This is a genomic window from Kribbella sp. NPDC049174 (genome assembly GCF_043197365.1).
Classification (GTDB): domain Bacteria; phylum Actinomycetota; class Actinomycetes; order Propionibacteriales; family Kribbellaceae; genus Kribbella.
Window position 1 is genome coordinate 1,721,432 of record NZ_JBICSZ010000001.1, and the last position, 19,471, is coordinate 1,740,902.

General features: G+C 68.6%; 20 protein-coding genes. 11 read left to right on the forward strand and 9 right to left on the reverse strand.

Features of this window, described 5'->3' with window-relative positions; all coding sequences use genetic code 11:
* Positions 1–14: 14 nt before the first annotated feature.
* Positions 15–932 (forward strand): endonuclease/exonuclease/phosphatase family protein, encoded by a 918-nt coding sequence (locus tag ACGFIF_RS08160; protein WP_393152735.1) that lies wholly within the window; start codon positions 15–17, stop codon positions 930–932.
* 75 nt (positions 933–1,007) lie between these two features.
* On the opposite strand, the gene ACGFIF_RS08165 is transcribed toward ACGFIF_RS08160, so the two are convergent.
* The 4 genes from ACGFIF_RS08165 to ACGFIF_RS08180 all read right to left on the reverse strand — a co-directional run bounded on the left by ACGFIF_RS08165 (position 1,008) and on the right by ACGFIF_RS08180 (position 5,985).
* A complete protein-coding gene (locus ACGFIF_RS08165; RefSeq protein ID WP_393152737.1) occupies positions 1,008–1,967 on the reverse strand; it encodes an RNA polymerase sigma factor RpoD/SigA in 960 nt (319 codons plus the stop codon).
* A gap of 524 nt (positions 1,968–2,491) precedes the next feature.
* Entirely contained in the window at positions 2,492–4,576 is a 2,085-nt protein-coding gene (locus ACGFIF_RS08170; RefSeq protein ID WP_393152739.1) for a S9 family peptidase, read from the reverse strand.
* 57 nt (positions 4,577–4,633) lie between these two features.
* Complete coding sequence (gene xth / locus ACGFIF_RS08175; protein WP_393152741.1) at positions 4,634–5,437, reverse strand: exodeoxyribonuclease III; 804 nt, start codon at positions 5,435–5,437, stop codon at positions 4,634–4,636.
* A gap of 80 nt (positions 5,438–5,517) precedes the next feature.
* Positions 5,518–5,985, reverse strand: coding sequence for a DUF2269 family protein (locus ACGFIF_RS08180; protein ID WP_393152743.1), 468 nt, complete (start codon positions 5,983–5,985; stop codon positions 5,518–5,520).
* A gap of 94 nt (positions 5,986–6,079) precedes the next feature.
* Here ACGFIF_RS08180 and ACGFIF_RS08185 point away from each other — a divergent pair, with 94 nt between their 5' ends.
* A complete protein-coding gene (locus ACGFIF_RS08185) occupies positions 6,080–6,517 on the forward strand; it encodes a MarR family winged helix-turn-helix transcriptional regulator (protein WP_393152745.1) in 438 nt (145 codons plus the stop codon).
* Here ACGFIF_RS08185 and ACGFIF_RS08190 read toward each other — a convergent pair.
* The gene (locus ACGFIF_RS08190; RefSeq protein ID WP_393152747.1) at positions 6,504–7,091 is read right to left on the reverse strand and encodes a TetR/AcrR family transcriptional regulator; all 588 of its coding nucleotides are present in this window, start codon (positions 7,089–7,091) and stop codon (positions 6,504–6,506) included. The two genes, ACGFIF_RS08185 and ACGFIF_RS08190, sit on opposite strands and share 14 nt — an antisense overlap.
* A 73-nt stretch (positions 7,092–7,164) precedes the next feature.
* Between ACGFIF_RS08190 and ACGFIF_RS08195 the strand changes: the two genes are divergently transcribed.
* The 4 genes from ACGFIF_RS08195 to ACGFIF_RS08210 all read left to right on the forward strand — a co-directional run bounded on the left by ACGFIF_RS08195 (position 7,165) and on the right by ACGFIF_RS08210 (position 10,433).
* Complete coding sequence (locus ACGFIF_RS08195) at positions 7,165–8,076, forward strand: SDR family oxidoreductase (RefSeq protein WP_393152749.1); 912 nt, start codon at positions 7,165–7,167, stop codon at positions 8,074–8,076.
* Positions 8,073–9,209, forward strand: coding sequence for a saccharopine dehydrogenase family protein (locus tag ACGFIF_RS08200; protein WP_393152751.1), 1,137 nt, complete (start codon positions 8,073–8,075; stop codon positions 9,207–9,209). The genes ACGFIF_RS08195 and ACGFIF_RS08200 overlap by 4 nt, the downstream gene beginning before the upstream one ends.
* A 92-nt stretch (positions 9,210–9,301) precedes the next feature.
* Positions 9,302–9,694 (forward strand): YccF domain-containing protein, encoded by a 393-nt coding sequence (locus ACGFIF_RS08205; protein WP_393152753.1) that lies wholly within the window; start codon positions 9,302–9,304, stop codon positions 9,692–9,694.
* 7 nt (positions 9,695–9,701) lie between these two features.
* Positions 9,702–10,433 carry an MBL fold metallo-hydrolase gene (locus ACGFIF_RS08210; protein ID WP_393152755.1) on the forward strand — a complete coding sequence of 244 codons (732 nt, stop codon included), beginning with the start codon at positions 9,702–9,704 and terminating at the stop codon, positions 10,431–10,433.
* Here the strand turns inward: ACGFIF_RS08210 and ACGFIF_RS08215 are convergent.
* Both ACGFIF_RS08215 and ACGFIF_RS08220 read right to left on the reverse strand, forming a co-directional pair.
* A complete protein-coding gene (locus ACGFIF_RS08215) occupies positions 10,417–11,649 on the reverse strand; it encodes an MFS transporter (RefSeq protein WP_393152757.1) in 1,233 nt (410 codons plus the stop codon). The two genes, ACGFIF_RS08210 and ACGFIF_RS08215, sit on opposite strands and share 17 nt — an antisense overlap.
* 37 nt (positions 11,650–11,686) lie before the next feature.
* A complete protein-coding gene (locus ACGFIF_RS08220) occupies positions 11,687–12,196 on the reverse strand; it encodes a hemerythrin domain-containing protein (protein WP_393152759.1) in 510 nt (169 codons plus the stop codon).
* Between the two features lie 68 nt (positions 12,197–12,264).
* Here ACGFIF_RS08220 and ddaH point away from each other — a divergent pair, with 68 nt between their 5' ends.
* Positions 12,265–13,026, forward strand: a complete 762-nt coding sequence (ddaH, locus tag ACGFIF_RS08225; protein ID WP_393152761.1) for a dimethylargininase — start codon at positions 12,265–12,267, stop codon at positions 13,024–13,026.
* Here ddaH and ACGFIF_RS08230 read toward each other — a convergent pair.
* Complete coding sequence (locus tag ACGFIF_RS08230; RefSeq protein WP_393152763.1) at positions 12,995–13,942, reverse strand: tetratricopeptide repeat protein; 948 nt, start codon at positions 13,940–13,942, stop codon at positions 12,995–12,997. The genes ddaH and ACGFIF_RS08230 overlap by 32 nt on opposite strands.
* Entirely contained in the window at positions 13,935–15,290 is a 1,356-nt protein-coding gene (locus ACGFIF_RS08235; RefSeq protein ID WP_393152765.1) for a DNA polymerase IV, read from the reverse strand. The genes ACGFIF_RS08230 and ACGFIF_RS08235 overlap by 8 nt, the downstream gene beginning before the upstream one ends.
* A gap of 55 nt (positions 15,291–15,345) precedes the next feature.
* Between ACGFIF_RS08235 and ACGFIF_RS08240 the strand changes: the two genes are divergently transcribed.
* The 4 genes from ACGFIF_RS08240 (at position 15,346) to ACGFIF_RS08255 (ending at position 19,112) form a co-directional block, all read left to right on the forward strand.
* Positions 15,346–16,110: an MBL fold metallo-hydrolase gene (locus ACGFIF_RS08240; protein WP_393152767.1), complete on the forward strand. Its 765-nt coding sequence runs from the start codon at positions 15,346–15,348 to the stop codon at positions 16,108–16,110.
* A 77-nt stretch (positions 16,111–16,187) separates the two neighbouring features.
* Positions 16,188–17,666 (forward strand): glutamate--cysteine ligase, encoded by a 1,479-nt coding sequence (locus ACGFIF_RS08245; RefSeq protein ID WP_393152769.1) that lies wholly within the window; start codon positions 16,188–16,190, stop codon positions 17,664–17,666.
* Between the two features lie 410 nt (positions 17,667–18,076).
* Positions 18,077–18,490 (forward strand): universal stress protein, encoded by a 414-nt coding sequence (locus ACGFIF_RS08250; protein ID WP_393152771.1) that lies wholly within the window; start codon positions 18,077–18,079, stop codon positions 18,488–18,490.
* Position 18,491: 1 nt separating this feature from the next.
* Entirely contained in the window at positions 18,492–19,112 is a 621-nt protein-coding gene (locus ACGFIF_RS08255) for an HhH-GPD-type base excision DNA repair protein (protein ID WP_132321761.1), read from the forward strand.
* Positions 19,113–19,471 lie beyond the last annotated feature (359 nt).

Consider the following 19,471-nt stretch of genomic DNA (forward strand, 5'->3'; position numbering starts at 1 on the left):
GGAGGTTTTTGACCATGCTCAGCACCCGCCGTAGATTCGCCGCGCTCGTGGCAGCCGCCGCGCTCGGCCTCACCCTCACCAGCGGTATCTCGCAGGCCGCCGGTGAGCAGACCGCACGGGAGACCGAGGCGGCGGCGGCCGTCACCGACGGTCCGCTGCACGTGATGTCGTACAACCTGCGGTACGCCAGCGACACCCCGCCGAACGAGTGGAGCGCGCGGCGGCCGGTGATGCGGGAGCAGTTGCGTACTGCGCGGCCGCAGCTGATCGGCACGCAGGAGGGGCTGTACGCCCAGTTGCAGGACCTCGCGACCGACCTCGGGCCGTCGTACGACTCGATCGGGCTGGGACGCGAGGGCGGCAGCAAGGGCGAGTTCATGATGATCTTCTTCGACACCCGCCGGCTGCAGCCGCTGGAGTACGACCACTACTGGCTGTCGGACACGCCTGAGGTGATCGGCTCCAAGACTTGGGGTGGTTGCTGCGCGCGGATGGTGACGTGGGTCCGGTTCAAGGACAAGGCGACGTCGAAGGAGTTCTACGCGATCAACACGCATCTGGAGGCATTCGACGCGACCGCACGGTCGAAGTCGGCCGACCTGATCCTGCAGCGGATGACCGCACTTGACCCGGCGCTGCCGGTGATCGTGACCGGTGACTTCAACGAGGCGGCCGCGGCCGGCGTGAACGTCTACGACAAGCTCGTCACAAGTGGCAAGCTCGCCGACAGCTGGGTGACGGCCGAGCGCCGCGGCGCCCTGTGGGGCACGTTCCACGGCTACAAGCCGCTGACCCCGAACGGCAACCGCATCGACTGGATCCTCACCACCCCGGGCCTGCGCGTCTCGAAGGCCTCGATCAACACGTTCAGCAAGGACAACCAGTTCCCGAGCGACCACCTTCCGGTCGAGTCCTGGATCCACCTGCCCTGACCCCCTGGGACGTGAAAGGACCCCCGGCCGCCGGAGCGGCTCGGGGGTCCTTGCTGGGGGTTTCGGGGTGGTGCGTTACGCGGCCAGGGTCGGGTCGGCGAGCAACCGCAGCCGGCCCAGGGCCTCGCGCTCGATCTGGCGGACGCGCTCGGCCGAGATGCCGTGCACGGCGCCGATGTCGGCGAGCTTCGCCTGGCGGCCGTCGTGCAGGCCGTACCGGCGCCGGATCACGTCCGCGGACCGCGGGTCGAGCTGGTCGACCAGACTGAACAGGCCCGAGCGGTCCGACGCGTCGGCGACCAGCTGGTCCGGACCCGGCGCGGTCTCGGCCGCGATCAGGTCGCCCAGCGAGGTCTCACCCTCGTCGTCGATCGGGTTGTCCAGGCTGATGTGGTCCCGGCCGATCCGGATCAGCTCCGTGACCCGCTCCACGTCCAGGTCCAGCTCCGCCGCGATCTCGTCGATCTCCGGCTCCCGGCCGAGCTTGCGCTCCAGCGTGCGCCGGGCGGACCCGATCTGGTTCAGCTGCTCCACCACGTGCACCGGCAGCCGGACCACACGGGCCTGCTGCGCGATACCGCGGGTGATGGCCTGCCGCACCCACCAGGTCGCGTACGTCGAGAACTTGAATCCCTTGCGGTAGTCGAACTTCTCCACCGCACGGATCAGCCCCGTGTTGCCCTCCTGGACCAGGTCCAGCAGCGGCATCTGGGATCGTCCGTACCGGCGAGCGATCGACACCACGAGCCGGAGGTTCGCGGTCACGAACCGCTGCTGCGCGCGCTGGCCCTCTTCGGCCAGCCACTCCAGCTCTTCCTCCGTCGCATATTTGGGCGCTCCGCCCTTCTTGCGTCCAACCCGCCCCTCGGCCAGCAGTTGCTCCGCGAGGAGACCTGCCTCGACCGTCTCAGCGAGCTCGACCTCTTCCTCAGCCGTCAGCAGGGGCGTGCGCGCGATCTCTTCAAGGTAGAGACCGACGCTGTCCTTGCCGTCGATACCGTCGTCCGCGGTGCGGACACGAGTCGTGCGAGCCACCGAAACTCCCTTCGTCGTTACATGGAGAGCAACGCTCGAGTGAGGTTCAAGATTCCACGACGAGTGTGTAAACAGCCTGAACGTTCCCTGAGAGTTCCCGGCACCGATCAGGTGCGGAAACCCGGCTCTGCGGGTCCGTTCGCCGTCGCCGGCCGGACGCCGCAGCCCGAACGTGCGCGCATTTCGGTGTCATCACGCACCTTCCGTGGGGTTTTGCCGGAATTCCACCGACCGAGTCCAGCGCCGCACCGGTGGCCGAAGCTGAGAATCTCTGCAGAATCCCGGCCTGTCCGGCCACAGAATGTGTTGCACAACACACCATTGAGGCTCTCCATCGTGCAGCAACGCCGCAGGTACCCGCCGTGTTCCCCGGCGAAACCGTCACGCGCTGCCGTGGCCCGCCTCCCGGGCGTCGCCTCGCTGCCGCGAGGACGGCGCCCGGGTTCAGGTGGCTCGGGTTCAGGTGGCTCGGGTTCCGGTCGCCCGGGTTCCGGTCGCCCGGGTTCAGGTGGCTCGGGCCGGGGTCAGGCGAGGCCCAGGGTGTCGAGTTCCCAGGAGAGGGTGAAGGCGAGTTCGCGCCACGCGTCGTAGCGGCCGGAGCGACCGCCGTGGCCGGCCTCCATCTCGGTCTTCAGCAGGACGTCGACGTTCCCGGCGGCGGTGGCGCGGAGTTTGGCGACCCACTTGGCCGGCTCGACGAAGAACACCCGGGTGTCGTTGAGGCTGGTGATCGCCAGGATCCGCGGATACTCCTGCGCGCTGACGTTCTCGTACGGCGAGTAGGACTTCATGTACTCGTACACCGCGGCGTCCTCGAGCGGATTGCCCCATTCCTCCCACTCGATCACGGTGAGCGGCAGGGACGGGTCCAGGATCGTCGTCAGCGCGTCCACGAACGGCACCTCGGCGACGATGCCGCCGAACGCTCCCGGCGCCAGGTTCGCCACCGCGCCCATCAGCAGCCCGCCCGCGCTGCCACCCTGCGCGACGATCCGCTCCGGCCGCGTCCAGCCGTCCTTCACCAGGTGCTCGGCCGCCGCGATGAAGTCGGTGAACGTGTTCCGCTTGGTCAGCATCTTCCCGTTGTCGTACCAGTGCCGCCCGAGCTCACCGCCACCACGGACATGCGCGATCGCGAACACCACACCGCGGTCCAGCAACGACAGCCGCGGAATCGAGAACCACGGATCCATCGAGCTCTCGTACGACCCGTACCCGTACAGCACGACCGGCGCGTTCCCGTCCTTCGCCACGTCCTTGCGGGCGACGAGCGAGATCGGCACCGATGTCCCGTCGGCCGCCGTCGCCCACTCCCGGTACTGCGTGTACGCGCTAAGGTCGACCCCACCGAGGACCGGCTGCTGCTTGAGCAGACGACGCTCGCCGGTCGCGAGGTTCACGTCGTACGTCGAACCAGGGGTGATGAGCGATGTGTAGCCGAACCGGTAGCGCGTGTCGTGCCACTCGTCGTTGCGCCCGGGGGAGACGGTGTAGATCGGCTCCTCGAACTCCAGCGCCTCCGGCGCACCGAAGCCTTCCGGCGTACGGCGCATGATCGCCAGCTCAGTGAGCGCGTCGCGCCGGCGGTACAGGATGACGTGGTCGGCGAAGGCGTCGACGCCGAGCAGCCGGCTGGTCTCGTCGCCCTGGATCAGCGTGGTCCACGAACCGGGGGAGTCGAGTGATGCGGTCGCGAGCGAGAAGTTCGCCGCGTCCGCGTTGTGCGTGATCAGCAGCTGGTCGCCTGCGTGCTCGACGTCGTACTCGACGCCCTCACGGCGCGGTGCGACGACGACCGGCTGACCGGCCGGATCGTTGGCGTCGAGCAGCCAGACCTCACTGGTCAGCTTGCTGCCGAGCGCGATCATGATCGCCTGCTCGTTGCGGGTCAGGTCGACGCCGACCCAGAACCGCTCGTCCGGCTCCTCCATCACCAGCGCGTCGTCGGCCGCGCCGAGGGCGTGCCGCCAGACCTGGTACGGCCGCCAGGCGTCGTCGACCTTGGTGTAGAAGATCGTCGACCCGTCGGCGGACCAGGCCGAGCCGTAGTGCACCTCGGGCAGCTCGTCCCGCAGCAGCTCGCCGGTCGACAGATCCTTGATCCGCAGGGTGAACCGCTCGTCGCCCTTGAGGTCGACCGAGTACGCGAGCAGCCGGCCGTCGGGGGAGACGTCGACCGTGCCGAGCGCGAAGAACTCCGAGTCGCCGGCCACCTCGTTGCCGTCGAGCATCACCTCTTCGCCCTCGATGTCGCCGTCGGTCACGGGCGGCTCGTCGCCGTCCGCCTTCACCCGGCAGTGGATCCCGTACTGCTTGCCCTCGATCGTGCGCGAGTAGTACCAGTACCCGCCGCGCCGGGCCGGCACGCTCAGGTCGGTCTGCAGGGTCCGGTCCGAGATCTCCTTGAAGATTGCCTCACGCAACGATTCCAGATGCGCCGTGCGGGCCTCGGTGTACTCGTTCTCGGCGCGCAGGTACGCCAGCACCTCGTCGTCGGACTTGTCCCGCAACCACTCGTACTCGTCGACGAACACGTCGCCATGATGCCGACGCTCAACCGGCTTCCGGGCAGCAACCGGGGGCTTCGGAGAAGAATTCAACTCGGACATGCGGCGAGACTACCCGCCCGCGACGACAACCGGCGGCCGGTTTCCACAGCCCCCGGATCAGAGCGCGTACGTCGCCACCACCGGAGCGTGGTCGCTCCAGCGTTCGGCGTACGTGGGGGCTCGGTGGATCTCGCAGCCGGTGGCCGCGGTGGCCAGGTCGGGAGAGGCGATCTGGTAGTCGATTCGCCAGCCCGCGTCGTTGTCGAACGCCTTGCCGCGCCACGACCACCAGGAGTACGGACCGGGGCCGTCACCACCGAAGCGGCGGCCGAGGTCGACCCAGCCGGATTCGAAGAGCCGGTCCATCCAGGCGCGTTCCTCGGGCAGGAAGCCGCTCTTCTTGCGGTTCGCCTTCCACGCCTTCAGGTCGACCTCGCGATGGGCGATGTTCAGGTCGCCGCACATCAGCACGTGCCGCCCGTCGGCCCGCAACTTCGTCAGTCGCGCGGTGATCGCGTCCAGGAACGCGTACTTCTCCTCCTGCCGCGGCGGCGTCTCGAACTCCCCGGTGAACACGTACGTGCTCACCGCCGTCAGCGTCGACCCGTCGTCGAGTACGACGTCCGCCTCGATCCACCGCCCGCATCCGGCGAAGCGCTCCGGCCCGATCTCGGCCTGCTCCGCCTTGATCGGGCGTCGCGAAGCCACCGCCACACCGGCCCGGCCCTTGTGACCGTCGATCGACGGCTCGGCATGCGCGATGTTCCAGTCGCCGCCGAGGTGTTCCCGCAGGACCTCGTCAGTGGCCCGAACTTCCTGCATCAGCAGCAGATCCGGATCCGTCCGTTCCAGCCACGGCGCCATCCCACGCCGGTACGCAGCCCTGATCCCGTTCACATTCACCGTGGCGACCGTCAGCACGCCCAAACCCTAACGTGCCTGCACCGACAGATTGCGCAGCGCTAGATAGCCACCGACCGCCGGCACGAACGACAACACCTTCAGACCCCCGTCGTGGAGCCGGGACGGACAACCATCAGGACCACGACGACCGCCCACAACAGCGCGAAGATCCCGGTCGTCATCGACAACACCTTCGCCTGCGGCAGTACGCCGTCCCGCACCTCCCGCGACCCATCAGCCGCGGCGAGCACCCGCCCCTGAGCAGGCAGTACGACGAACGCCAGCAGGGCGGCCGCGAGAGCCGTCAGGACCATCGAAACGATCAGCCAGTAGTCGGTGAGCACCCCGAGCCCGGCGGCGACGGCGATCCCGAACACCGGCACCGTCAGCCCGCCGACGGCGTACCCGCGGCTGATCCGGTGCAGCACCTTCAGTACGCCGGTCTCCGGCTGATCGGAAGCCAGTGCACGCCGGGCGAGTGGTGGGAACATACTCGCCGCGACCGTCACCGGTCCGACGAAGATGATGGCGGCCAGCACGTGGACGCTGAGCAGGAACTTGTTCATCCGGGGGTCTCCACACGAGAGGGGCGAGTTTCAGGCAGACTGTAACTCAAGTATCAGTCAACCTGAAACTGACCCCTGCTGCGATGATGTGCCGATGGAAGAGACCGGTCAGCCGCCGATCAGCCCCGCGCTGCTGCTGATGATGCTCGGCCGCCAGCTCCGCGACCGGGCCGATGCGGAACTGCGTCGGCAGGGGCTCTCGATGCGCCACTTCTCGGCGCTCGGCCACCTGGCCCACAAACCCGGCCTCTCGTACAGCGAACTGGCCCGCCGCGACGGCATCACCGCCCAGAGCATGCAGTCCACCCTGCTCCAGCTCCAGGAGATGGGTGCGGTCGAACGGCGTACTGCCCCCGGCCGCGGCCGCACCGCCGACCTGCAGGTCACCGAATCGGGTCACGAGCTTCTGGACCGCTGCCGCGCAGTACTGAATGAGGTCGACGCACGTCTCCGCGATGCTGTCGGCGCGGACCAGACGGACCGCATGGCCGATTCCACTCTCAAAGCACTGACCGCGTTCAGCGAGTCGTAGACAGGATGGCGTCCAGCGAGCCCTCGCAGAGGTGCTCGAGCTCGTCGGCGGAGATCGTCCGGTTGTCGATCCAGGTCAACAGGGTCTGCTCGACGTACCCCTGCCAGCCGTGACACGCGAGCTCGACGGTAGGCGTGATCTCGATCCCGCGCTGGGCGACGGCGCCGATCACCCAGGTGCTGAACACCTGACGGATCTTCGAGTGCAGTGCGCGTACGTCGGGATCGCCGGCCGCTGACATCAGCAGGGTCGCCCGGTAGAGCTGGGGCGCTTCGAGGACGGCGCGGACGAACGCGCGGATACCGGAGCGCAGTTGTTCGTCCGGCGGGAGGGAAGGGTCGGGAGCGGTCCGCAGCATGACTTCCGCGGCGGCTTCCTCGATGACGGCGTACTGGAACTTCTTCTTCGAGCCGAAGTAGTGGAAGAGCAGAGCAGGGGAGACCTGCGCCTCGGCGGCGACCAGTTCGACGCTGAGCTCGCGATGCGGGTCGGCGACCAGGACCCGGCGGGCGGCCTCGAGGATCTGCGCACGCCGCTGGTCGGGGCGCAGCCGGGCGGACGAGGTCTGGGTCACGGGGTGAGTCTATTGAGTATTCGGTCAACAGTCACTTACTGTTGAGTACCCGCTCAACAAGCTGGAGGTCCCGATGCGCCCGTTGCCCGGCCAGGTTGTCCTCATCACCGGAGCGTCGCGCGGCATCGGCGCCGCGGTGGCCCGCAGGCTCGCCCAGCAGGGCGCGACCCTGGCGCTGATCGGGCTGGAGCCGGACGAGCTGAAGAAGGTCGCCGAGGACTGCGGTCCGGACGCCGGCTGGTGGGAGGCCGACGTCACCGACACCGAGTCGCTGCGGGCCGCGGTCGAAGGCGTGGTGGAGCGGTACGGCCGGATCGACGTGGTGATGGCCAACGCCGGTATCGCGGCGCCAGGGTTCAGCCGGAGCATGGACCCGAAGGTGTGGGAGCGGGTGCTCGACGTCGACCTGTACGGCGTGTGGCGCACGGTCCACCTGACCCTGCCGTACCTGTTGGAGAGCAAGGGCTATCTGCTCCTGGTGTCGTCCCTCGCGGCGATCGTGCACATCCCCGGCCTGGCGTCGTACAACGTGGCCAAGGCAGGTGTGGAGGCAATGGGGGACACTCTTCGTGTGGAGCTGAAGCACCTCGGCGTACGGGTCGGCGTCGCGCATATGACGTTCGTGGACACCGACATGGTGCGTGGGGTCGACGAGCACCCGGTGTTCGGCAAGGTGCGGACCGGGGTGCCGCTGGCGAGCAAGGTGTACCCGTTGGAGTTCGCGGTGGAGAAGTTCACCCGGGGCATCGAGAAGCGCTCGCGGACGGTGCATGTGCCCGGGTGGATCGGCGCGATGAAGGTGTTCCGCTGGATCATCCCGCACGTGATCGAGGCCGGCTCCCGGTTCAGCGTGCCGAGGGCCGACCGGGCCGCGCTCGCCGACATCCAGGCCCGCGGCGCCGCCGCGTCCACCCGCGCATCCGGCGCCGGCGGTCTCGCCGACTCCGAGAAGGCCGCCGACAAAGAGAAGGCAGCCGGCCGATGAGTCGCCAGTACGACGTAGTCCTCCTCGGCGCCAGCGGGTTCACCGGTGCCCTGACCGCGGAGTACCTCGCGAAGCACGCCCCGGCAGACCTCGACTGGGCAGTTGCCGGACGCAACCAAGCGAAGCTGCAAGGCTTCGGCAAGGACGTCCTGCACGCCGACGTCACCGACGCAAAGTCGCTGAAGGCCCTCGCCGAGTCGACGCGGATCGTGGTCACCACGGTCGGTCCCTATATGCGGTACGGCGAGCCACTCGTCGCGGCCTGTGCGGACGCGGGCACGGACTACCTCGACCTGACCGGTGAGTCCGAGTTCGTCGACCGGATGTACGTCGGCTACCACACACGCGCTGTCGAGACCGGAGCCCGGATCATCCACGCGTGCGGATTCGACTCGATCCCGTACGACCTCGGCGTCCAGTTCACCGTCGAGCAGCTGCCCGAGCGCGTCCCGATCCAGGTCGACGGTCTGATCCGCGGCGGTGGCCGGCCCTCGGGAGGAACTTTCCACACCGCGGTCACGGCGCTCTCCCGTCCGAAGCAGAACCTCGAAGCCCACCGCGCCAGGCGGCGTGCCGAGCCGCGTCCCGAAGGCCGGTCGGCGAAGGCCGTCCAGGGCAGGATCCACCGCGCGCAGGGCTTCTGGGCCGTCCCGCTGCCGACCGTCGATCCGCAGATCGTCGGCTACTCCGCCCGCCTGCTCGACCGCTACGGCCCCGACTTCCGCTACTCGCACTACGCCGCGGTCAAACGTTTGCCGATGGTTGCCGGAGGCATCGGTGGAGTCGCGCTGCTGGCGGCCGCCGCCCAGATCCCGCCCGTCCGCAACGCCTTGCTCAACCGGCTCCGGCCCGGCGACGGCCCCAGTCCCGAACGCCGCGCCAAGTCCTGGTTCAACGTCCGCTTCATCGGCCGCGGTGGCGGCAAGCAGGTCATCACCGAGGTCGCCGGCGGCGATCCCGGGTACGACGAGACCGCCAAGATGCTCGCTGAGAGCGCCCTCTGCCTCGCCCTCGACGACCTCCCCGGGACAGCAGGTCAAACCACCACAGCAGCCGCCATGGGCCCGGCCCTTCGAGAACGCCTCGTCAAAGCCGGCATGGCGTTCGCAACCCTGAGCACGGACGTCTACTAACGGTCAGGGTAGGTACTGGTTGCCCCGGAATGATCCCGGGGTTGTGGTGCGGCTGGTACTGGATCACCCCCGGCGGGTGGCAGGCTGGGGGTATGAGGACGCTTCTCAACCTGATCTGGCTGGTACTGGCCGGGTTCTGGCTTGCGGTCGGGTACGCGATCGCCGGCATCATCTGCTGCGTACTGATCGTGACGATCCCGTTCGGCATCGCCGCGTTCCGGATCGCCGGGTTCACCCTCTGGCCGTTCGGCCGGACGGTGGTGGACAAGCCGTCCGCCGGGGCCGGCGCCGTCCTCGGCAACATCATCTGGGTGATCTTCGCCGGCTGGTGGCTGGCCCTCGGCCACCTGGCCACCGGGATCGCGCTCTGCATCACGATCATCGGCATCCCGCTCGGTGTGGCCAACTTCAAGCTGATCCCGATCTCGCTGCTGCCGCTGGGTAAGGACATCGTCCCCACCGACCAGCCGTTCGCCGTCCGGTGAGCGCCTGGTGAGGTCGCTCACCGTCCTCGGCTCGTGCGGCGCGTGGCCCGAAGCCGGCCGCGCGTGCGCCGGCTTCCTGCTCGAGTACGACGGCTTCAAGGTCGTCCTCGATCTCGGGTACGCCGCCCTGCCACAGCTCCTACACCATCTGCCGACCGGTGAGGTCGACGCGATCGTCGTCACGCATCAGCACCCCGACCACTGTGTCGACGTCAGTGCACTCGCCCGGGTCCGGTACTACGAAGCACCCGACGCAGCGCCGATACCGCTCTACAGCCCGCCCGGTGTGCTCGACGTACTGCGAGCGCTCGAGCCCAACCCGGACCCGGCGACGGTCTTCGACGTCCACGACCTTGCCACCACCAAGCAGATCGGTCCGTTCACCCTGGAGACCGTGCTGCTGCCGCACTACGTCACCAACCTCGGCATCCGGTTGACGGCACCTGGGGTGTCCGTCGCCTACACCGGCGACAGCGGACCCTCTCCGGAGCTGGCAAAGCTTGCCGAGGGCACCGACCTGTTCATCTCCGACGCGACGCTGCAGGGACCGTCACCACAGACCACTCCGCGCTACGTGATGACCGCGACCGAGGCTGCACGCGGAGCCCACGGGGCAACGCGGTTGCTGTTGACCCACTTCTGGCCGGGCTCGGACCGGTCGGTGTCGGTCGCCGAGGCGCGTGAGGAGTTCAGCGGCGAGGTGATCGCGGCCGAGGAAGGCCTCACGATCGCACTGTGAGGCGCGCGTGCCGGAAGTCCGATCGATGCAGCAGGACGGCTTGGACGACCATCCCGCCGACGCCGATCCAGAGCGCCGTACGGGTGCCGAGGTGATCGGCCAGCAGGCCGCCGGCGGGTGCACCGATGACGATGGCGGCGCGATTGAAGGAGCGCGTCGTGCCGTTCATGCGGCCGAGCAGGCCGGGCGGCGTGATCGACTGGCGGTACCCCATCTCGGTCGGGCTGTCGATGCCGAACGACAGCCCCAGGATGAATTGACCGGCGCAGAGCACGACGATTCCGGCAGAGTTGTCGCCGGCGAGTGGCGCGCTCAGGTAGGCGAGCGGGCTGAGCCAGCGGCAGGCGATGATCGTCGGACCGACCTCGAACCGCCGGCCGACCCAACCGGACGCGGTCGCCCCGATCAGTGCACCGACACCGAGCGCCGCGTACGTGACGCCGAGCCAGAACGCGCTCAATCCCAGCGTCTTGAGGACGAAGAGCACGAAGACCGTGGTGAGCAGACCCTGGAACACGAACCACACATGCGACGTCGCGGTGAGCGGGCCGAGGGCGCTGTCGCGATAGACCCAGCTGAGCCCCTCGCGGATCTCCCGGCGCAGGTTCCGCGGCTGACCGGTGCCTACGGCAACTTCGGGCGTTCGCGGCCGGACGGTGGCGAGCACGATCCCGGAGATCAGGTACGACGCCGCGTCGACCAGGATCGCGGCCGGTGCGCCGATCAGCTTGATCAGTGCACCGGCGAACACCGGTCCACCGGTCTGCGCGACCGCACTCGTCTGCTCCAGTCGCGCGTACGCCGGGGTGAGCAGCTCGGCGGGGACCAGCGACGGTGGGAACGACTGGTGTGCGGCGTCGTACGCGAGGGAGAACGTGCCGAAGACGAGGACGACGGCGATCAGCAGCGGCAGGCTGAGCACGTCCAGCAGGGCCGCGAGCGGGATGACGCCGAGGACGGCAGCCCGAGCGAGGTCGGCGCCCACGAGGATGGGCTGTCGCCGGTAGCGATCGACGATCACTCCGGCGATCAGGCCGAACAGCAGGTACGGCAGCCACCGGGCCGCGTTGAGGATCCCGACCTCGGTGCCGGACGCCTGCAAGGTGACGACGGCAACGACCTGCAGGGCGAGCGCGGTGACGGACGAGCCGACCATCGAGACCGCGTCGGCGATCCAGAACCGGACGTATCCGCGATGCTCCAGCAGGCCGGCCACGCCGCAACCCTATGCGGCGTGGCGCCGAACTTCTGGGTCAGGCCGCCTCGACGAGCTTCCGGACGTTGGCGATGTCACCACAGCCGGAATCGATCAACCGGGCGCGCTCCCCGGCGAAGGCGTCACCCAGCTGGCGGCGTACTTCCTCGGACACGTCGGTGCGCGCCGGGTTGAGCACGTCGCGTTCCTCTTCGTCGAGGTGGTGCGAGAGTGCCTCGGAGAGCTCGTGCAGCTTCTCGCTGAAGTCCTCGCTGCCGGTGTCCTCGACTTCCATCAACGCGAGCAGCGCCGCGTTGCCCTCGTCGTGCTCGTGCTCGGAATGCTCGACCTCTTCGGCGTCGATCGCGTCCTTCTTCCGCAACTGCGGGTAGACCTTCGACTCCTCGGCCTCGGCATGCGCGATCAGCACTGTCGCGAGGTCGGCCAGTACGGCGGACCGGTCGCTCTGCACATCCCGCAGTTCGCGCAGAGCTTCTTCGAACCACCGGTGGTCCGCGAGGATGATCTCCACCACGTCGCCACCCGTCGCCGGCAGGATCTTCGGCATTCGTCGCCTCCATCTCTCGAACGTCTGCGGGGCCGGTACCCCAGGTCCATACCGGTTAACCTGCAGGCATGCCGACAGCCCTGGTCCGACACCCCAGCCCCCGCCTCGCCGATGGCATCGTCACCCACATCGAACGCTCGCCGGTCGACGCGGACCTCGCCGTCCGCCAGTGGCAGCGGTACGTCGACGCGCTCGAGGCCACCGGCTGGACCACGGTCGAGGTGCTGGCGATCGACGAGTGCCCGGACAGCGTCTTCATCGAGGACACGATGGTCGTGTACGGCGACCTGGCCGTGATCGCCCGCGCAGGCGCGGAGGAGCGCCGGCCTGAGGCCGCGGCGGCCGAGCAGACCGTCGCCGCGCAGGGCTACCGCATCACTCACATCACCGAGCCGGGCACACTCGACGGCGGCGACATCCTCAAGATCGGTTCGACCGTGTACGCCGGACTCGGCGGCCGCACCAACGAGGAAGGCATCCGGCAACTGGCCGAGGCGCTCGAGCCGCTCGGTGCGACCGTGCACGCCGTACCCGTGCGCAAGGTGCTGCACCTGAAGTCCGCGGTCACAGCGCTACCTGATGGAACGGTCATCGGCTACGAGCCACTGGTCGACGACCCGCAGGCGTTCGAGGCATTCAAGCCCGTCCCCGAGGAGTCCGGGTCGCACGTCGTATTGCTGGGGGCGGACCGGCTGCTGATGGCCGCGTCGGCGCCGAAGTCCACGGAACTGTTCGAGCAGCTCGGCTACACGCCCGTGGTCGTCGACATCAGCGAGTTCGAGAAGCTCGAGGGCTGCGTCACCTGCTTGTCGGTGCGCCTGCGTCGTTGAGCAACAACCGCACTGCATCGGCAGCGAGCAGATCCCGCTTCTTGCCCCGGGCCTCGGCAACGCCGCACGCATCCACCAGCGCCGCGCGATAGACCGTCGTGTCCGGGTGCGAGACGCCGAGCGACTCGACGCTGTCGGCGACCGCCTTGGTGAGCGCCTGGATCGCGTCGGCGATCTCACCACAGGCCAGCAGCGCACGACCGAGGGCAGCGCGATCCCGCAGCAGTTGCGGGTCGTGCCGATCGAGATCCCGCTCGTCGACGGCCACGATGTTGGCGAGCAACTTCGCCTCCGAGCGCGGACCGCCGACCATCAACCGCGCACCGGTGACCGCTTCGGTCGCCGCACGGGTCAGCTCATGGTTCGGCCCGAACACCTCCACCAGCTGAGGTATCAGCAACTCGAACCACGCGATCGCCCGGCCGTAGTTCGCGGTCGCGAGCAGACCCTGCGCCACCCGCAGCCGGACCCGCAGCGTGGCCGGGTCGTCGGCCGGCAGCACCTTCTCCCGGTCGATCAGCGCCGACTGGTAGAACGGCAACGCCCGACCGGGCTCGCTGTCGTCCCAGTACGCCTCGGCCTGCTGGTACGCCGGATCCCCGTCGAGCTCAGCGTGCTCGGTGACCGGCGCACGCCGTACGACGGACTGCACCGGCCGGTCGACGACCTTGCGGCCGATGTAGCTGCAGCCGCCGGTCGGGATGATCCGGAACTGGCCACGCCGGGACACCGGGATCCACAGGAAGGTCGAGTACAGCGTGCGGACCGACGAGCCGCAGCTCTCGCAGACGTCACGGTGACCGTAGAAGCGGCTGCCGATCCCGCTCGGGCCGGCCGCGTCGGGCGCGCGCCAAGCAGTCGACGACGCGGTGCAGCGTGCGCAGAACGGGTAGACCCCCCGCCGTTCCTCATTCATTCGACCTATTCTGGTCGACTTCGGGTTCGTCGTCCTCATCCGGTCCGGTTGATGCCACTTTCTCCAGTGCGGAATCGTCGACGGCGAAGGTCCGCACCGGCCCGGGCGGAGTGTCCGCGGTCTCGAACCGAACCGTCACCCGGCCGAGTCCGGAGCCCCACACCCAGCCGCGGCCGTAGTCCGGATGCTCGACGTCCTGACCCGGGTAATACCCGGTGAGGTCGCGAGCGCGCTCCGGCAACTCGACCACCTCGGGCGGCGCGTCGGCGTACTCGCTCTCGGTGAAGAGGTCGTCCTGGATCCAGTCGGCCAGCGACGAGACTCCTACACCGAGCAAGCGGATGCCGCCGGAGATGTCGCTCTCCTCGAGCAACCGGCGAGCGACCCGGGCGACCACCCGCGCGTCGTCGGTCGGCCCGGCCAGCGTCGACGACCGGGTGTGGGTGGTGAAGTCGTGCATCCGGGTCTTCACCGTCACGGTCCGGCCGGACAGTTGCGCCTTCTGCAGGCGTTCGGCGACGCGGTGGGCCATCCGGTCGGCGATCGCGGCGAGCAGCGAGCGGTCGATGATGTCGGTCTCGAAGGTGTCCTCGACACTGACCGACTTGGTCTCGCGATCGCTCACCACCGGCCGGTCGTCGGCGGCGATCGCCAACCGGTACAGGCTCGAACCGTGCGCCGACCCGACCTGCCGGATCAGCTCGGCCTCGTCGAGTTGCTGCAATTCGGCGACGGTCCGAACGCCGGCCATGCTCAACCGCTGCGCGGTCGCCGGCCCGACACCCGGAATGACGGTCACCTGCATCGGCGCGAGGAACTCGGCCTCGGTGCCTGCCGGCACGACGACCACGCCGTCCGGCTTGTCCAGGTCACTGGCGATCTTCGCGATCAGCTTCGACGTACCGGCGCCGACCGAGGCGGTGAGACCGCCGCTCGCCTTCTGGATCGCCGCCTTCAGGTCGAGCGCGATCGCGTGCACGTCGTCGACCGTGAGCCCGGTCAGCCCGGCCGCGGACAGATCGACGAACGCCTCGTCCAGCGACAGCGGCTCGACCAGCGGCGACAGCGCCCGCATCTGTGCCATCACCGCCTGACTGGTCCGCCGGTACACCTCGAACCGGGGCCCCAGGTACGCCGCGTGCGGGCACCGCGATCGTGCTTCCGCGGTCGACATCGCCGACCGGACGCCGTACTTGCGTGCCTCGTACGACGCGGTCGAGACGACTCCGCGCAGGCCGATCCCGCCGACCACCACCGGCTTCCCCCGCAACGACGGTTTGTCCCGCTGCTCGACGGCCGCGAAGAACGCGTCCAGATCGACATGCAGCACCGACGGTTCACCACGCACGGACCCAGTCTCGCCGGTAGCACGGACAATTTCGGCCACGTGCTATCTATCGGTCATGACGAGCTTCCCGGAGCAGTGGGACGACGGCACCGACCCGGCCGGTCCCGAACACCAGATCCACTGGTACGACGACCGCACCGTCATCATCCGGCAGGCCCTGCGGACCAACTTCGAAGGGCCGTTCATCTACCTGCTGCTCGGCACCGAGCGGGCCCTGCTCCTCGACACCGGCACGGGTCACGCGAAGCTGCGGCCGGTCGTCGACGGGCTGCTGTCCGGTCAGCGGTTGATCGTCGCGCACACGCACAGCCACGGCGATCATGTCGGCGGCGATGCCGAGTTCGACGACGTCGTCGGGAAGTCGGCCGAGGACGTGGCGACGTACTTCGGGGTCGGCGACTGGCCCAACGACGTGGTCCAGCTCGACCTCGGCGACCGAGTCCTCGACATCGTCCCGATCCCGGGGCACCACGCGTCCCACATCGCCGTCTACGACCGGACGACGCGGCTGCTGTTCAGCGGCGACTCGTTGTACCCGGGCCGGCTGTACGTCTTCGACTGGCCCGCGTTCCGGGCGAGTATGTCCCGGCTGGCCGGTTTTGTTGCCGAGGGCAATCCTGTCGAGTGGGTCCTGGGTGCGCACATCGAGCTGACCGAGCGACCGGGGGAGGACTACGAGATGGGGGCGGACAAGCACCCGGCCGAGCACGTCCTGCAGCTCGCGCCCGCCGTACTGACCGAGCTCGCGGCGGTGCTCGACGCGGCCGGCCCGGAACCCGCCCGGATCGTGCGGGACGACTTCATCGTCTACCCGGTCTGAGGCACCACGCGATTGCGCCTCACATCTGCGGGCACCTTCAGGCACACTGAGGCCAGGAGCCAGCAGGGGAGGCCATCATGGGTGAGGAAGTCGACCGGGTCGAGTTCACCCGGGCGGACCGGACCGCGTTCCGCGACCAGGTCCATCGCAACCTGGACGCGTTCGCACGGATGTTGCGCGAGGCCCGGTTCGCCCCCGAGCGGCCGATGACGGGGATCGAGATCGAGCTGAACCTGGTCGACGAGCACAACGACCCGGCGTTCAAGAACACCGAGGTGCTGAGCGCGATCGAGGACGACGCGTTCCAGACCGAGCTCGGCCAGTTCAACATCGAGATCAACGTGCCACCCGGCCAGATCGACGGCATCGGGCTGGACACGATGGAGTCGAACATCCGCGACAGCCTGAACGCCGCCGAGGAGAAGGCGGCCCGGACCGGGTCGTCGATGGTGATCGTCGGGATCCTGCCGACGCTGATGACGGATCACATCCACCGCGAGGCGCTCAGCACCAACCCGCGCTACGCGTTGCTGAACGACCAGATCTTCGCCGCCCGCGGGGAGGACGTGCAGATCTCGATCGACGGGATCGAGCGGCTGGCGGTGACCGCGGACAGCATCGTGCCGGAGGCCGCCTGTACGTCGACACAGTTCCACCTGCAGGTCACGCCGGAAGCGTTCCCGCGCTACTGGAACGCGGCCCAGGCGATCTCCGGGGTGCAACTCGCGGTCGGCGCCAACTCGCCGTTCCTGTTCGGCAAGGAGCTGATGCGGGAGACCCGGATCCCCTTGTTCGAGCAGGCCGCCGACACCCGCACACACGAGCTGAAGACCCAGGGCGTCCGGCCGCGGGTCTGGTTCGGTGAACGATGGATCACCTCGATCTTCGACCTCTTCGAGGAGAACTCGCGCTACTACCCGGCACTGCTGCCGGTCATCACCGACGAGGACCCGATCGCCGTGCTGGACCGCGGCGACACCCCGGCCCTTTCGGAATTGCGGCTGCACAACGGGACGATCTATCGCTGGAACCGTCCGGTGTACGACGTTGTCCGGGAGAAGCCGCATCTGCGGGTGGAGAATCGCGTGTTGCCGGCCGGCCCGACCGTCGTCGACACGATGGCCAACGGCGCCTTCTACTTCGGCCTGGTCCGCGCGCTGGCCGATGACGAACGGCCGATCTGGTCGCAGATGTCGTTCAGCGCGGCGGAAGAGAACTTCCACGAAGCGGCCCGGCACGGCATCGACGCGGAGGTCTTCTGGCCCGGCGTCGGTACGGCCCGCGCGACCGAGCTCGTGCTGCGACGCCTGCTGCCGTTGGCGTCTCGGGGTTTGGACGCCTGGGGTGTGGACGCCGCGGTGCGGGATCGCCTGCTCGGCATCATCGAGCAGCGCTGCCTGTTGAACCGCAACGGTGCCGCGTGGCAGGCCGACGAGTTCCATCGACTGTATACAAAGGGCTCGCATGGACGCCGCGATGCGTTGCGCGGCATGCTCCGCCGGTACGCCGACCACATGCACGAGAACACTCCCGTCCATGAGTGGCCGGTCGACTGAACCGGTTAGTCACGCAGACAACGTGGGACAAGCGCGGCCTCATTTCGATTGGTGGCCAATGGGGTTGAGCGCGGAACTTCGGTCAGCCGGACGGAACTGCCGCGCACTTGCCCAAGGCAACTGGGTGAGGAGTTCGATAACGACCCGGACTACAGGGGTGGCGCGTTGGGTGACAGCCCTGCAAAGGTGTGGCCACCGGAAGGTTAGAGAGACCCGTCGCGGGTAGTACTCGGGCACCGGCGCGGCAGCCGCAACGGTCGCTGCGCCGATGGTGGAGTACTACCCGTACGACGATCAGCCGTCCGTCACGACCGCGACACAGCTGGTGTAAATCCAGCGGATGCCGACCACGGTCGGGAGCAGTATCGTTCGGAACGGGTCGACACGACACCCGGAGGTGAGGCAGGGCGATGACGACCATCGTCGTGGGTTACGTGCCGAAGGCGGAGGGCCGTGCAGCCCTTCGACGCGCGGCGGAAGAGGCGACGCTTCGCGACGCGAAGCTGGTGGTGGTGAACTCGCACCGGGGCGGACGCAGCTTCGACAGCGACGAGGCTGCGGCGAGTGACGCCGCGCTGATGGAGGTACGGGAGCAACTCGACTCGACCGGCGTGCCCTACGAGGTGCGGCAGCTGGTGCGTGGACTCGATCCGGCGGAGGACCTGGTGGCCGTCGCCGAGCAGGTGCACGCGGAGTTCATCGTGATCGGCCTTCGGCGCCGGTCCCCGGTCGGCAAGCTCATCCTCGGCAGCAACGCCCAGCGGGTGCTGCTCGACGCTCCGTGTCCGGTGCTGGCCGTGAAGGCCGACGAAGGGGAGGACTGAGGTGACTTCGACACGCAGCAAGAAGCTGTGCCTCGCACAGCAGCCCGACGCCGACGAGATGCTGAGCAGAGATCCGTTCGCACTGCTGGTGGGCATGCTGCTCGACCAGCAGATCCCGATGGAGCGCGCGTTCGCGGGCCCGGTCGCGATCGCGAAGCGGATGGCCGGTCCCTTCGATCCGTCCACGGTCGCGCACTACGACCCGGACGCCTTCGTCGAGGTGGTGGCCGGCCCGCCGGCCGTGCACCGGTTCCCCACCGCGATGGCCGCCCGGATCCAGACCCTGGCCAAACACCTCGACGAGGAGTACGGCGGTAACGCCTCGGCCCTGTGGTCCGATGTCAAGTCAGGGGACGACCTGCTGGCCAGGCTGTCGGCCCTGCCGGGGTTCGGCGCGCAGAAGGCGAAGATCTTCGTCGCGTTGCTCGGCAAGCAGCTCAAGGTCCGGCCGCGGGGCTGGCGCGAGGCATCCGAGCCGTACGGCGAGGACGGCGCGTACAAGTCCGTCGCGGACGTGATCGATGTGGCGTCGTTGGTGAAGGTGAGGCAGTTCAAGCAGGAACAGCAGCTGGTCCAGCAACGCGTGGTGGCCCGGCCGCTGCGGCGGACCCGGAACGGCTGAGGACGACTGAGAAGGCGACGTTTGAACGTTGAAGTGCTGAGGTCGGGTCTGATGGCCCCCCGCCTACTGCGCGGCACTCGGCACGGCATCTCGCTGCACTGGTGCGAGGGTCACGATGCTCCGCATCGAGCCCCTCACCCCAGTACACCGAGCTACCGCACGGAGCACCTGCTCGCTACGGCGGGGGACGATCAGACCCGACCTAGGCCTCTGCCGGCGCGGGACCACCCGACCGGCAGGGGCCTGAGTATGTCGTTCGGGGGGTCGCGGCGCGCTCGGGCTTGGTTCGCGGATTACAATGTAGTGTTGCCGCCGCCTGACCAGCGAGCAGCCGCACTGAGTCGTATCCGGAATCAGCA

Excerpts from the sequence above, each read along its gene's own strand:
- ACGFIF_RS08160 (WP_393152735.1), top strand. The coding sequence starts at position 15 with ATGCTCAGCACCCGCCGTAGATTCGCCGCGCTCGTGGCAGCCGCCGCG.
- ACGFIF_RS08170 (WP_393152739.1), bottom strand. The coding sequence starts at position 4,576 with ATGTCCGAGTTGAATTCTTCTCCGAAGCCCCCGGTTGCTGCCCGGAAG.
- ACGFIF_RS08180 (WP_393152743.1), bottom strand. The coding sequence starts at position 5,985 with ATGAACAAGTTCCTGCTCAGCGTCCACGTGCTGGCCGCCATCATCTTC.
- ACGFIF_RS08185 (WP_393152745.1), top strand. The coding sequence starts at position 6,080 with ATGGAAGAGACCGGTCAGCCGCCGATCAGCCCCGCGCTGCTGCTGATG.
- ACGFIF_RS08195 (WP_393152749.1), top strand. The coding sequence starts at position 7,165 with ATGCGCCCGTTGCCCGGCCAGGTTGTCCTCATCACCGGAGCGTCGCGC.
- ACGFIF_RS08200 (WP_393152751.1), top strand. The coding sequence starts at position 8,073 with ATGAGTCGCCAGTACGACGTAGTCCTCCTCGGCGCCAGCGGGTTCACC.
- ACGFIF_RS08205 (WP_393152753.1), top strand. The coding sequence starts at position 9,302 with ATGAGGACGCTTCTCAACCTGATCTGGCTGGTACTGGCCGGGTTCTGG.
- ACGFIF_RS08220 (WP_393152759.1), bottom strand. The coding sequence starts at position 12,196 with ATGCCGAAGATCCTGCCGGCGACGGGTGGCGACGTGGTGGAGATCATC.
- ddaH (WP_393152761.1), top strand. The coding sequence starts at position 12,265 with ATGCCGACAGCCCTGGTCCGACACCCCAGCCCCCGCCTCGCCGATGGC.
- ACGFIF_RS08230 (WP_393152763.1), bottom strand. The coding sequence starts at position 13,942 with ATGAATGAGGAACGGCGGGGGGTCTACCCGTTCTGCGCACGCTGCACC.
- ACGFIF_RS08240 (WP_393152767.1), top strand. The coding sequence starts at position 15,346 with ATGACGAGCTTCCCGGAGCAGTGGGACGACGGCACCGACCCGGCCGGT.
- ACGFIF_RS08245 (WP_393152769.1), top strand. The coding sequence starts at position 16,188 with ATGGGTGAGGAAGTCGACCGGGTCGAGTTCACCCGGGCGGACCGGACC.
- ACGFIF_RS08250 (WP_393152771.1), top strand. The coding sequence starts at position 18,077 with ATGACGACCATCGTCGTGGGTTACGTGCCGAAGGCGGAGGGCCGTGCA.